The sequence below is a fragment of the Shewanella halotolerans genome (assembly GCF_019457535.1).
In the GTDB taxonomy this organism is placed as follows: Bacteria; Pseudomonadota; Gammaproteobacteria; order Enterobacterales; family Shewanellaceae; genus Shewanella; species Shewanella halotolerans.
This window is the reverse complement of the sequence record NZ_CP080417.1, coordinates 3,248,711-3,262,497: the sequence shown is the minus strand read 5'-3', so window position 1 is coordinate 3,262,497 and position 13,787 is coordinate 3,248,711. Positions and strand designations below refer to the sequence as shown.

The following is a 13,787-nucleotide window of genomic DNA, read 5'->3' as shown; positions in this document are numbered from 1 at the left end:
TCCCTATTGCAGTTTGCCGTGGCAGGCCTTGTATTTCAGCTCAGAGCCGCAGGGGCAGGGGGCATTACGGGCGGTGTTTGGGTAGCGAGTGCGCGAACCCTCGGTTGACAGGGGACTTGCTTGTTCAGGCTTGGTTTCTTCCCTGTTTTGGGTCGTTGACGCTGGAATCGACGCCGACGTTTGTTGGTCCTCTGGTGGCGAGGGCAGATTTGTCGCAAAAGGCGAGATACCTTGTGACGCCAGTCGCTGATTTACCTTATGCAGGCAAGCCTGTGTTTGTGGCCAGATGGCGGCGATGGCCGAATAGTTGGCCAGCCATTTATCGACCTTGGGGGCCGAGACTGTGTAGCGTGAGTGAGGCAGCTTGCCTTCGCAGCGCTCGGCCAATGAGGCGTCTAAAGGAAGCTGGCAGAACTCGACTATCTTCTGGGTGGTGCCCTTAGGATCGGCAACCAGGTCATGATAGCTGACTAAGTGCCAGCGCTCTTGGGGCAGCTTGTCCAGCGAGGCCATGATGTGCTCGTTGGCCTGACACCACTGAAAGCAGGCGACCTGCTCTAGTGGCTTTCCTCTAAGCGCCTGCCAACCCGGTGGCAGCAGGAGTGACCAGTCGCCGCCCCAGCCGGGCAGGCCAGGGTAGGTGCGAAAACGGCCGCTGCGCCAGGCCTGCATTATGCTGGCAACATTTTCCTTGGGGTCCCGCACCAGATAGATGAAGCGGGCGTCGGGAAAGAGCTTAGCGAGAAAGTCGATACGCAGGCTGTTTTTTGGGGTTTTCTCCAGAAAGCGGATCGGCCCCAAGCCTTTCTGGTAGGGTTTCCCCTGATGATCCCTCAGTGCGGCCTCGAAGTCTGCCTTGAGCTGCTGGTCAATATCCACATCCCAGTCGCTGATATCCAGCGCATTGGAGGCAAATTCCTTAGCGGTGATATTGAGCTGCCTGTGCTTTTCTATTACTGCGTGGCTCTCGCCGCCTATAGTCCAGAGTGATTCGCTATGGCTCAGGAGTTCAAAAAGCAGGGTGCTGCCGGATCGCGGCGCCGAGATGATGATAATGGGTCTATCGAAACAGGATTGATGCAACAGCGCCACCTTCTGTAGGGTGTTTTGATATTGTTATGGTGGCTTTACTTTAATGTTATTGCAGAAAAACTCAAGTGGGCGGCTTGTTTGGCCGTTCCAAGTTATGGCTCTGGTAGAGGGGATCCGCAGGGTTCAACAAAAGTGAAGTCTGGGCGTCTGAATGAGTTTTGGAGATAGGTAAAGGCTAGCCGACACATCTGCTTGCACTCTTACGCTTCAATGAAAGTGACGCTTTGCGCAGCTTTACATTGCTTTACCCTCCAAAGGGCGGCGCCATTTTACAATAGGGGCAGTCGAAAAGCCCATGGATAAGATACCGCCCCAATGGATAAAAAATACCTGTACATTCCCCTTGGCGTGCTAGCGCTAGCCGCGTTACTCACCTTTGCTGTTGCTGCCAATCAGGCCAAGAATCAGTCGTCAACATCTCAGCCCCAAGTTGTAAATGGCAAAGCTGCTAACGCCAATACAGCTAATGCCAACACAGCTAATGTCAAAGCTGGGGCCAGAGCCATGCCGATTGCCAGTGCCCGGGTCGAGGCCCATGAAGTGGCTCAGCATCTCTCATTGGTGGGCAAGCTTGCCGCCAATCGCTCGGTGCAGATAGCTGCCGAGGTATCGGGTAAGGTGCAGGCAATCAACTTAAGTGACAATCAGGCTGTCTCACAGGGGCAGGTGTTGGTCCATCTCGAAGACGCCAAGGCCAAGGCAAATCTGGCCGAGGCCAAGGCTTATCTGAACGATGAGCGGCGTAAGTTAGGCGAGTACAAACGACTCATAGAACAGCACGCTATTACTCAGACCGAGATAGATGCCCAGCTGGCCAGCGTCGATATTGCCGAAGCCAGGCTCCAGGCCGCCCAGGCTGACTTAGATTATCACACCCTCAAGGCGCCCTTCGACGGTGTGATTGGGCTGGTGGACTTTAGTCTGGGCAAGCTGGTGAGCGTGGGCAGCGAGCTAGTCAGCCTGGACGATCTCTCCAGCATGCGTCTGGATCTGCAGATCCCCGAGCGTTATCTGTCGCAGATCTACCTAGGCATGCCAGTGGTGGCCAGCAGCAGCGCCTGGCCCGGTGCCGAGTTTCATGGTCAGGTGGTGGCCATGGCGCCGCGGATCAATCCCGAGACTCTTAATCTTAAGGTGAGGGTGAATTTCGATAACCCCAGTCTTCAACTCAGGCCTGGCATGTTGATCTCGGCGAGGCTTAATTTTGCTCCAGTGACCCAGGCGGTTGTGCCGGTTCAGGCGCTGGAATATTCAGGTACTAAACGTTTCGTCTATGTGATCGACACCGATAATATCGCCCGCCGCACTCAGGTGACTCTGGGGGCGCGTATCGACGATCAGGTGCTGATCGATGACGGCTTATCCTTGGGCGACAGAATCGTGGTCAAGGGGCTGGTCAACATGCGTGATGGCATCAAGGTGGAAGATGTTGAAGCCGGCCAGCTCGCCGAGGGGCCGGGAGGCAGGCGTTTGACTCAGACTCAGGCTCAGACGGGCGAGACCGAAACCGCGCGGGGGCAGAGCTAATGTTGCTGTCGGATGTGTCGGTAAAACGCCCCGTGGTGGCGATCGTCTTAAGCTTGCTGCTGTGTGTATTTGGTCTGGTGAGTTTCTCCAAGCTGGCGGTGCGAGAGATGCCGGATGTGGAGAGCCCCGTGGTGACTGTGATGACCAGTTACAGCGGCGCCTCGGCCAGCATCATGGAGAGTCAGATCACCACAGTGCTCGAGGATGAGCTGACGGGGATCAGCGGTATCGACGAGATCACCTCTGTGACCCGCAACGGCATGTCGCGCATTACCATCAGCTTCGATCTGGACTGGAACCTAACCGAAGGGGTGAGCGATGTGCGCGACGCCGTGGCCCGCGCCCAGCGTCGTCTGCCGGACGAGGCCGATGAGCCTATCGTCTCCAAGGACAATGGGTCGGGCGAGCCTTCCGTTTACATCAACCTCAGCTCCAGCACCATGGACAGGACTCAGCTGACCGATTATGCCCAGCGAGTGCTTGAGGACAGATTTAGCCTGATCACCGGGGTGAGCTCTGTAAACATCTCCGGCGGTCTCTATAAGGTGATGTATGTGCAGCTGGATCCTAAGTTGATGGCCGGGCGCGGGGTGACCACCACAGATATTACCGATACGCTGCGCAGCGAAAACGTGGAGAGCCCGGGCGGTGAGGTGCGCAACGACACGACAGTGATGACGGTACGCACTGCCAGGCTCTACCTGCATCCCGAAGACTTCGATTATCTGGTGGTGCGAACCGCCAGCGACGGCAGCCCCATCTATCTTAAGGATGTGGCGCGGGTGTTTATCGGCGCCGAGAATGAAAATTCCACCTTCAAGAGTGACGGTGTGCCAAACCTCAGCCTGGGGATTGTGGCGCAGTCAGACGCTAATCCTTTGCAGGTGGCGCAGCGGGTGCGCGAGGAGGTGGATAAGCTACAGAAATTCCTGCCCGAGGGCACTCAGCTGTCGGTGGATTATGACTCGACCGTCTTTATCGACCAGTCTATCGGCGAGGTGTACAACACCCTCTATATCACTGGGGCCCTGGTGGTCTTGGTGCTTTATCTGTTTATCGGTCAGGCGAGGGCAACGCTGATCCCTGCGGTGACTGTGCCAGTGTCGCTGATCTCGGCCTTCATCGCCGCCAACTACCTGGGTTACTCCATTAATCTACTGACCCTGATGGCGCTCATTTTAGCTATCGGCCTGGTGGTGGATGATGCCATCGTGGTGGTTGAAAACATCTTCCATCATATCGAGCGGGGTGAACCTGCGATTCTGGCGGCCTATAAGGGGGCTAGAGAGGTGGGGTTTGCCGTGGTGGCGACCACCGCCGTGCTGGTGATGGTGTTTCTGCCTATCTCCTTCATGGATGGCATGGTGGGGCGTCTCTTTACCGAGTTTGCCGTGATGCTGGCCATGGCGGTGATCTTCTCATCGGTTATCGCCCTAACCCTGACCCCAGTGCTTGGTAGTAAGCTCCTCAAGCGCAAACACAGGCCCAATGCCCTTAACCGCCTGATGGACAGCGGTTTCGCCCGACTCGAAGCCTGGTATCGCCGCGCCGTGGCCTGGGCGGTGCGTTACCGCTTGGCGGCGCCTGTGGTGATTGTCACCTGTATCATAGGTAGTGGTCTGCTGATGAACCAGGTACCGGCGCAGCTGGCGCCTCAGGAAGACAGAGGCGTGATCTTCGCCTTCGTCAAGGGCGCGGAGGGTACCAGCTACAACCGGATGACGGCCAATATGGATATCGTCGAGGAGCGCCTGATGCCACTGCTTAGTCAGGGCGTGATCAAATCCTTTAGCGTACAGGCGCCGGCGTTCGGGGGACGGGCAGGGGATCAAACCGGCTTTGTGATCATGCAGCTAGAGGATTGGCAGGTCCGTGATATCAATGCGCAGCAGGCGCTGGCCGTGGTAGCCAAGGCGCTGATGGGGATCCCTGATGTCATGGTGCGGCCCATGTTGCCCGGCTTTAGGGGCAAGTCCAGCGAGCCGGTGCAATTTGTGCTGGGCGGCAGTGACTATGATGAGCTGTTCAAGTGGGCGAGCGAGCTGAAGGCAATAGCCGACGCCTCGCCAATCGTCACGGGGGCCGATCTTGACTATGCCGAGACCACCCCAGAGCTGGTGGTGAGCGTGGACAGGCAGCGCGCCGCGGAGCTGGGAATAAGTGTTGCTCAGGTGTCCCAGACTCTGGAGGTGATGCTAGGTGGACGCAGCGAGACCAGCTTTATCGAGCGCGGCGAAGAGTATGACGTATATCTGCGGGGCAAGGAGGAGAGCTTTAACAGTATGGCGGACCTGAGTCAGATCTATATGCGCGCCGCCAACGGTGAGCTGATCACCCTAGATGCCATCACCCATATCGAAGAGGTCGCCTCGGCCCATAAGCTAAGCCATACCAATAAGCAGAAGTCGATAACTCTCAAGGCCAACCTCGGTGAAGGCTATACCTTAGGTGAGGCGCTGGACTTCCTCGATGCCAAGGCTATCGAGATCTTACCCGGCGATATCAGCATCAGCTACACGGGGGAGTCGAAAGAGTTTAAGGAAAATCAAAGCAGCGTCATGCTGGTCTTTGCTCTAGCGCTGCTGGTGGCTTACCTGGTGTTGGCGGCCCAGTTCGAGAGCTTCATCAACCCGCTGGTGGTAATGCTGACGGTTCCTATGGGGATTTTCGGTGGATTCATCGGTCTCTATCTGATGGGGCTTGGGCTCAACATCTATAGCCAGATCGGGATGATCATGCTGATCGGCATGGTGACTAAGAATGGCATTTTAATCGTCGAGTTTGCCAATCAGCTCAGGGACAGGGGCGCCTCGCTGGATCAGGCAATACTTGACGCCTCGGCGCGTCGCCTGCGCCCCATCCTGATGACGGCCTTCACCACCTTGGTCGGTGCCGTGCCCTTGATTCTATCGAGCGGCGCCGGTTCTGAGAGCCGGATCGCCGTGGGCACTGTGGTGTTCTTCGGCATGGCGTTCGCCACCCTGGTGACCTTGTTGGTGATCCCCGCCATGTATCGGCTGATCTCGGGTCGCACCCGCTCACCGGGTTTCGTTGCCGCCCAGCTCGAGACCGCCATCGCCAAACAGCAGGCAAGCGGCGCCTAAGTGGCTGGATGTTCGATTCGGTGACCCGGTGATTTAGTGAGTTGCTGGCTAGACGACTAGACCACTAGACCACTAGACCACTAGACGACTCAGCGGCGGAGTAAAAAAGCTTACTAAGTGAAAAGGTGACGCCCCTGTCTTGCTTCTGTCTTGCCTCTCTGTGAGACAGGGGCTAGACAGAGACAAGACCTTCACAGTGCTTCATCTGATCCTTAGGGGGTAAAGGTAAAATGCCTTTCACAGAAACTTGTCTTCATACCAATGCTGTCGAGGTCGATGTTGAGCCGGTTGACCCTGTAAGTTGCCAACTCTTGGCTTGCTAACTTGTTTCCTTAAATACAGAGAGTGTTATTCAAAGGCATTAGTTAGGAAGAGCAGATTTAAAGATGGAGCTGACTCATTGCCGATGAAATTGAGGCGTTGGATTATCTTTTACTTATTATTTCACTTTGATAATCGTTTCTAAATTTGTTGTCTTAAAGATGATTGTCATAAAATGTGATTGTCATAAGAGATGATTACCTCAAACAATTCATTAGATTAATTTCATGTTTCTATGTTTGGCCTAAATAGCCATTAAGTTGAAAAATTTACATCTTAAAGAAAAAGTGAATATTTCACAGGTTTTGTTGATTAAATATTCACCATAATAACTGAGATGGAGCGAGTGTCATTAATACGACGGCTGACTCTATCTTGTTTTCATCTGGCTAGTTGTTTAATTAACGCCACCTGCTTTCTAATAAATCCTTTTTTCTCAGTTGTTTAATTTATGTTGGAGTTTTTGCTTTAGTTTGGGATTGTTTGTTTATTAAACTGGTCATGCCAGTGTCAATAAAATAGCACTCCTGCTGGCTAAGTCCGCTATTCATTCAAAATTCGATGTTCCTCCTGTTTGCATGATTCAATTTGGTTAAAAATGTTGCATTTTGTATCGATGGCGTGTTAAATCCGCTTTCTATCGCACTTTTGTCTCATCTTGTATTGCCAAATTCATGCTTCCGGCTAGTGTTCTCTTGTCTGAAAGTCTGTCTTTGGTTGATAGCCTTTGTCATCTAGGGTTGAGAGTGGAGCCGTGGGAGTGGGGTAGGGGGTCATTTAAAAAATTAAAAAAATTTGAAGTAATAGGTTTAGTGAAATGGATATTTTGCGCGCTGGTCAGTCTGCTCTGGCAAATATCATAATGCAGCGAAAGGGAGAGCTTGTGAAAAGCTTTGTTGCTCTATTGACTGCCATCATGAGTCTTCTCTCGGCTTCTTCGTGGGCCGACGATACCGAGTTATATGTCTATGAGGCGAGCGCCCGTACTGGGGCCAGGCCTCAGATCCTGATCATCTTCGATAACTCTGGCAGTATGAGCACCAAAGTCTATGACGTGGATAAACCTTATACGCCGGGAGCTGGGGGCGGCTCGCGTTACAATAACGGCAAGAAAGGGATGCTCTATTACGTAAAAGGTGATCAGGGTAAGAATAAGTTGCCCGACCCCGATGACCCTAATGAACGACGTAAATTTTCAGGCACCATCAATAGCTGCGGCAGCTCCTGGGAGTTCCTGAACGACTATGGCATCTTTACCGGTTTCTTCCGTAAGTATACCTTTAGCGGTGCCAACGGTGCCTGGCGTGAGTTTGGCGACAACAATGGTCTGAATGCTAAGGCGGTGGATTGCTACGAAGATATTCAGGAAGGCAATTATCTTAATGCTAAGGGATTAACCTCGGGGCTACCTGTCGATAGTTTGGGATCTCCCACCACGCCTATCATGTATAACAATGTCAGCAGTAGTTCGAGTGATAGCATCAAGAAGACCGCCAAGGAGCAGGCGCAGCTTACCGGCTTTGGTACCGGGCGGGTGCTCACCGTGTATACCGAGGATTACCTTCGCTGGCATCACAATGCAAACAAGAAACAAGAAGATAAAACTCGCTTAGAGCTGGCCAAAGATGCGATTAAAAACGTCATCTTAACCACCCCGGGAGTGGATTTCGGCCTGGCAATTTTCAACATGAATGGCCCAGATGACACCCTATATAATGGCCGTAACGGTGGGCGCATCATCAAAGCCATTCAGACCCTGACGCCAGGGCAAAAAAAGACACTACTCAGTGGGGTTAAAGATATTGAGTATGGCTGGAACACCCCCCTGTGTGAAACCCTTTACGAGGCCTATCGTTACTTCGCCGGTAAGTCTGTGGAGTTTGGCGATGATGATAAGGATTATACCTATGAATCATGGGGCCGATGGGTAACTTATAGAGCCAATAAAAATGATAGTTTGGACAAGGATGCGCTTGTTAAGGGAACAAATACCTATCAATCCCCCTTTAAGAAGTGTCAGAACAACGCCTATATCGTCTTTATCACAGATGGGGAACCGACCCTAGACAGCGCCGCCGATGTGGAAGTCACGAAGTTAACCGGTGGCGTCGATAAGCACAGCACTAGTTACATGAGCGCGCTTTCAAGCTGGATGTATCGCAAAGATGTAAACCCTAACATGGATGGCGATCAGCATGTGATCACCCACACCATTGGCTTCAGTGAGGGGGCAAAAAATGCCGAAGATCTGTTGAAGAAGGTGGCGAGCAAGGGGGGCGGAAGCTATTTCGATGCCACCGATGCGACTAAGCTGCAGGGCTCTATTCAACAGGCGGTGAATGAGGTGTTGGCCAACAGCGCCAGCTTTACCTCGCCTTCTGTGGCCAGTAACAACTTTAACCGTACCCAGACTTTTAACTATGCCTATTATTCCATGTTCCTGCCGGACAGAGGTCCGCGCTGGACGGGGAATATCAAGAAGTTCAGAGTCGCCGCCGATGGGACAGTTTTGGACGCAGAGGGTAAAATAGCGCTGGGTGATGACGGTAACATCAAGGACAGTGCCTGCTCCTACTGGACGCCCAAGAAGCTTTGTGGCGATGGCAACGATGTGCGCAAGGGGGGCGTCCTGTCGGCGATGCAGAGTGCCGATAGCCGAACCCTCTACAGTAATCTGGGGGGCGGCATGGATACGCTCAGCCTGTCGGCGGCGGCCAAGAAGGCAGGTGGCCAGGAAGACCTGGCCAATTTCATGGGTGTTGATAAGAGTCAGCTTACTAACCTATTCGATTGGGCCAAGGGGCTGGATGTGGACAACGATAAGAACCAGACGACCATTGCCGATCCCGCCAAGAACTGGCGCAATGACATCATGGGTGATGCCCTACACTCTAAACCTTTGGCATTGAACTTTGGCAGTAAGTCTAGCCCGGATATTCGTATTTTGGTTGGTACCAACCATGGCTTCATGCATATGTTCAAGGATGACACCACTGCCAACGAGGTTAGCGAGAGCTGGGCCTTCATGCCTTATGAACTGCTGCCAAATATTCAGGCTCTGAGAAACAATGTGCCGACGGGCGTGCACTCAGTCTATGGTATCGACGGCTCTCCAGTGGCCTATGTGAAAAATGGCGCCTCAGGTGTAGAAAAAGCCTGGCTCTTCTTCGGCATGCGTCGCGGTGGTGATAGTTACTATGCCCTGGATATCAGCAACCCTGATTCGCCAAGCTTCAAGTGGCGTATCGATGCCAGCTCGCCGGGCCTGAGTGAGCTTGGACAATCCTGGTCGACACCAGTGGTGACCACTATTCGCAGCGCCAGCGGCACGGAAAAACCTGTGCTCATCTTCGGTGCAGGGTATTCACCTGCGGGTAAAGATGGTAAAGACCTTGGCACTAAGGATAACAAAGGGCGTGGCGTGTTTATCGTCGATGCCGATACCGGCAAACTGATCCATCAATTTGGCGCCGGTGGTGGCACGGCCCTGCCAGGGATTCAGGACAGTATTCCTAGCGGTGTGGCGGTACTCGATGCCAGTGGCGATGGCAATACCGACCGTATCTATGCGGTCGATACCGGTGGTAGTGTCTGGCGCATGGATATGCCAAGGGCGGATAAGGCTAGCTGGTCAGCCTTTAAGTTTGCCGATCTAGGTGGCAAGTCGCTGCTGCAGAATCGTCGCTTCTACTCGGCCCCAGTTGTGGCGCAGACCATGATTAACAATGTCTCAGTGGTTGATTATACAGTCAATGGCAAGACTACTAGGGTAACCACGAGTCAGAATGTACCTTACGATGCCGTGGTGGTGGGCAGTGGCCACAGGGCGGCGCCGTCCGATACCTCCCGCGAAGACATGTTTTTCACCCTACAAGATAGAAACGTGGTGACTCAGACCTTCGGCGGCACGGGCAGGCCTAAGGCGCCAGCGCCTTTGACTCTTAGCGACCTCTACGAAACGACCAAGTTGAAGGCTAATCAAGCGCCCGACAAGATTGCTATTAGTAAGAAGCGCGGGTGGTATTTTAAACTTCCTGGGCTTGGTGAGAAGAATCTGTCACCGGCGACCATCATTAACGGTCAGGTGTTCTTCACGACCTTTGTGCCGGGTACAGCAGCGAGTAACAACCAGTGCTTAACGTCAGGCATGGGCTTCCTCTATCCCTTTAATCTGCACTATGGCACGAGTAACTACACGTCGGTCGCTCTAGAGGCGGGTAACTTGGTATTAGACACTCCTCAGCTTGTGATCCCTGCCGACAACAAGGGGGGGCAAGGAAAGGATGGTGATGCCTACATGTATCTGATCGGCATAGGTAACGCCGCCGAGAAGATGGAGAAGGTTAAACCCGACGACGATTGCCCCGCCGGAGATAATCGCTGCATAGGTGGCCGACTGCGTGCTCATAAGATCTACTACTATAGCGAGTAGCAAGTGGTCAGAAGCAAATTACACCATTAACTAAAAGAGGCTGAGCGCCTAGCTACTCAGCCAAAGAGTGAGAGGAATAGCGTGAATAAATTAATTTTGCTGGTGCTACTGGCATTCAGTGTAATAGCCGGGCCGCTCAAGGCCGAGCCGAGGGAAGACTATAAGTGTTTCATTGAGACCAATGAGGGGCAGGTTCTGGTGCGTTTCTCCTGGCAGCCCAGTAAGGCGCCACAATACAAAAAGCAGCTCGTCGGTAGTCAGCTGCCCGCGTTACTGCATACGGACGGTAAGCCCATGACGGTGAAGCGCGTCTATGAGTGTGCCAAGAAAGAAGAGGCATTTAGTACCAGTCAGGGCCGCATGTTAGAGCACAATTGGCCCATGGAAGGTTAGTTGCCACTAAGAGAGTCATCGAGAGAGTCATCGAGAGTGTCATCGAGAGTGTCATCAAGAGCACTATTGAGGCGTCATAAAAAAAGCCGGGTTATTACCCGGCTTTTTACATCTCAAAGTATTAAGTAATCAAGCTTTGACTAAGCCTTCTTTAGCGTCTCGTTTGACTGGAGCGTCTATTGGCTGCTTGGCATGGCGCCGTGTTTGCGGTTTGCGCCGCGCGCGCCACATCAGGTAACCGGAAAGGGCCATCAGGCTAGGTAAGAAGCCCACTACACACCAGATGATTTTGCTGACCAGGCCGCCGAAGTTGCCGTAATGCAGCGGACGGAAACTATCGACAAATTGATAAAGCGCGCCGGCCTTGGTGGCATCGACACTGGCACTGAGCTGACCGGATTTATCATCGAAACTAACGATAGAGCCATAGTCGCTGCGAAGCGCGCCGCGATCTTGGGCGGCGCCAAACAGGTGGATGCCGGCATAGCTCTTGTCGGGGAAGCGCACATAGTGGGTCTGAAAGCCTGGGATCACCTGAGTCGCCTGTGTCAGCAGCGCTTCCATATCCAGCTGCTTGTTGTAGTAACTCTGGGTGATGATTAGGGTCTTGGGGTCAGGTTCGTGCCATTCCTCGATGATGTGTTCTATGTTCCACCAGGCACCGGTGAAGCCTAGGATCAGGAACAGTGGTGCACCTATGATCCCCAGCATCTTGTGGCTATCGCTGAGAAACAGGCGCAGACTCTTGCCCCATCTAAGGGTGAAGAAGGTTCGCCAAAACTGACGATGTAGTATAAATCCAGATAACGACAGCAAGATCAGCAAGATAGATACTAATGCGGTAACCGCTAGCCCTAGATGATCCGCAAGCAGGGTGTAGTGCAGCTCCAGCAGCCAGTCCAGCAGGTAGTGACTCAGGCCGACGGGTTGGCTCAGTAGGCTGCCTTGGCTTGGGTCGACGAACAGGAGTTGCCAGTCGTAGGTGCCCTGTTTGGCGACATAGAGCTTGTCTGCCTCGCCGGCGTTAGGTGCAAACTGCCAGCCAAGAATTTCATGTTGCGGTAACGCCTTGTCTGCCGACCTCAGTAGCTGAGTGAAACTCAGGCGGGTCTCGCTGGCGGCGAGCACCTTTTCCGGCATCAATAGGTGTTCGAGTTCGCTCTTAAACACCAGCACACTGCCGGTTAGGGCGATGATAAATAGCGGTAGGGCGGCGAAGAGTCCGAGCCAGCCATGCCATTTCCATAGGAGACGACGCATTAGATTATTACCTTTCGTTATGGCGCCATTGCCATGCTCCACGCTGTGTGAGCGGCAGGGCAGAAGAATAAAAATCGCAGCTTAACACTAATGAGAATTAATTTCATTCTCAACTTGTGGCGTATGGAAATGGGTCACACTTTGGCTAAAAACAGTTGGTGAAAGGCGAAAGAGGTGACTCTAGAACAGGTGGAAAAGGAAGGATGCCAAGGCGTGAGGCTCTCGATTTAAGCCTCTGTTTTTAGGTTCGGTTTTTAGGGTTAGTGTAGAGCTTGCAGAAAGGCGAGAGCCTAGCCAAGTCTCTGCATAGCTAAGTTAAGACGTCGCCTAGCTAGTCAAAGCTGTAGACTGGCTAGGCGGCGGATGTCATAGCGGTGTTTGGCTGCCGTCATACTGACCGCGGATCAGCCGGTCTTTCTCTATGAGGAGCAGTTCACCAGACAGGCCTTTTTTGATGCTGCTGTCGATGGCGATAACCCGGTTGTCGAACAGGCCTAGTACCCGAGTCTGCGAGGTATGGCCCACGACGATGCGCTTGACCTTGAAGTAGTCCAGGATGTTTGCCAGCTCCTGGGTATCGAAGTCTGGCTTGAAGTAGCCTCGGTACCAGGTGGGGCCGTTGCCGAAGAAGAGAAAATTGAGCAGCTTATCTTGCTTCAGCTCGGCCTTACTCTTGTCGATATTTTCCCGGTAGAGGCTGTTGGCCCTGGCCAGTGTCAGGCCGCGGTCGACCCACTCCTGACTGATGCCGCCGTGGAGGAAGAGGGTGTCGTTGAGCTTAACGATAGTGTGCTTACTTCTCAGCCATTGGCCGAGTTCGCTGTCCTGTCCGTAGAGCGCATCATAGCTGCGATCAAGCAGCTTGCTGGCAGTCTGGTACTTGTCGTTGACGTAGCGTAGATCGCCGCGCATCACCATCTGTTCGTGGTTGCCCATTAACAGGTGCAGCTGACCGCCGGCGGCCTTGGCCTGTTTGTCGAGCTTGTACATGAACCAGAGCACCTCGTTGACCTGAGGGCCGCGGTCGAACATATCGCCCGTCATCACCATATGGCCCTCGCCGAAGGCCCAGTTGTTATTCTGATCGATGATCTTATGGCGGCGCAGCAGCTGCAGCAGCACCTCATATTGACCATGAACGTCGCTGAGTGCCACTATCTTATCCACCCCTTGATAGCTGTCGGCCAGCACCTCTTTAGCCTGTGGATTCAGGCTGGGCTCAGGAAGTTTGCCGCAATGTTCGGGGCGACTCAGCTTACCTTGATTGACGCGGGTCTGTTTATGCTCGCCTTCGCAGATCCAATCGGCTATCTCCGCCTTGGGGTTGAGAAATAGATAGGGGCCGTCACTAATGCCTGAATTCGTACTGGCTTGAGCCACTGCCTTAGACTCTTGCTGAGTTTGCGCCTGAACGGCTAAAGCCTGTAGGGGCAGTAAACCGGCCAGGCATAAGATGGCGGCCTTAATAGCTGAGTCTAGGGGCATTAGCCTGAGTGATTTATTCAAGACAAATCCTTTGATTATTCTGATGTTGTTGGCGGATAGGCGTTCAATCCTAGCACGCTTTTGTTTCCATGTTAGCCCCTTTTAAAAAGGGGATCAGGTTTTGGGAAGAGAAGATAAAAAAACGGAGGCTGCTGCCTCCGTTTGTATGTGCT

General features: G+C 53.2%; 7 protein-coding genes. 4 read left to right on the top strand and 3 right to left on the bottom strand.

Translation table 11 applies throughout. The annotated features are described in order from the left end of the window. Window positions 1-3 precede the first annotated feature (3 nt). Entirely contained in the window at window positions 4-1,092 is a 1,089-nt protein-coding gene (locus tag K0H81_RS14175; protein WP_258406300.1) for a sulfotransferase family protein, read from the bottom strand. 315 nt (window positions 1,093-1,407) lie between these two features. Here K0H81_RS14175 and K0H81_RS14170 point away from each other — a divergent pair, with 315 nt between their 5' ends. From K0H81_RS14170 to K0H81_RS14155, 4 genes are all read left to right on the top strand, one after another. After that, window positions 1,408-2,619 carry an efflux RND transporter periplasmic adaptor subunit gene (locus tag K0H81_RS14170; RefSeq protein ID WP_220058739.1) on the top strand — a complete coding sequence of 404 codons (1,212 nt, stop codon included), beginning with the start codon at window positions 1,408-1,410 and terminating at the stop codon, window positions 2,617-2,619. Continuing rightward, on the top strand, window positions 2,619-5,723 hold the full coding sequence (locus K0H81_RS14165) for a multidrug efflux RND transporter permease subunit (protein ID WP_220058738.1): 3,105 nt from the start codon (window positions 2,619-2,621) through the stop codon (window positions 5,721-5,723). Before K0H81_RS14170 ends, K0H81_RS14165 begins: the two co-directional genes overlap by 1 nt. Before the next feature lie 1,183 nt (window positions 5,724-6,906). Continuing rightward, a complete protein-coding gene (locus K0H81_RS14160; protein WP_258406461.1) occupies window positions 6,907-10,476 on the top strand; it encodes a pilus assembly protein in 3,570 nt (1,189 codons plus the stop codon). 81 nt (window positions 10,477-10,557) lie between these two features. Then, entirely contained in the window at window positions 10,558-10,869 is a 312-nt protein-coding gene (locus K0H81_RS14155) for a TapY2 family type IVa secretion system protein (protein WP_220058736.1), read from the top strand. A gap of 129 nt (window positions 10,870-10,998) precedes the next feature. On the opposite strand, the gene K0H81_RS14150 is transcribed toward K0H81_RS14155, so the two are convergent. After that, complete coding sequence (locus tag K0H81_RS14150; RefSeq protein ID WP_220058735.1) at window positions 10,999-12,129, bottom strand: PepSY-associated TM helix domain-containing protein; 1,131 nt, start codon at window positions 12,127-12,129, stop codon at window positions 10,999-11,001. 366 nt (window positions 12,130-12,495) lie between these two features. After that, complete coding sequence (locus K0H81_RS14145) at window positions 12,496-13,614, bottom strand: metallophosphoesterase (protein WP_220060867.1); 1,119 nt, start codon at window positions 13,612-13,614, stop codon at window positions 12,496-12,498. Between the last annotated feature and the right edge of the window lie 173 nt (window positions 13,615-13,787).

Coding starts and splice junctions, on each gene's coding strand:
- K0H81_RS14170 (WP_220058739.1), top strand. CDS start 1,408: ATGGATAAAAAATACCTGTACATTCCCCTTGGCGTGCTAGCGCTAGCC.
- K0H81_RS14165 (WP_220058738.1), top strand. CDS start 2,619: ATGTTGCTGTCGGATGTGTCGGTAAAACGCCCCGTGGTGGCGATCGTC.
- K0H81_RS14160 (WP_258406461.1), top strand. CDS start 6,907: ATGCAGCGAAAGGGAGAGCTTGTGAAAAGCTTTGTTGCTCTATTGACT.
- K0H81_RS14150 (WP_220058735.1), bottom strand. CDS start 12,129: ATGCGTCGTCTCCTATGGAAATGGCATGGCTGGCTCGGACTCTTCGCC.
- K0H81_RS14145 (WP_220060867.1), bottom strand. CDS start 13,614: ATGCCCCTAGACTCAGCTATTAAGGCCGCCATCTTATGCCTGGCCGGT.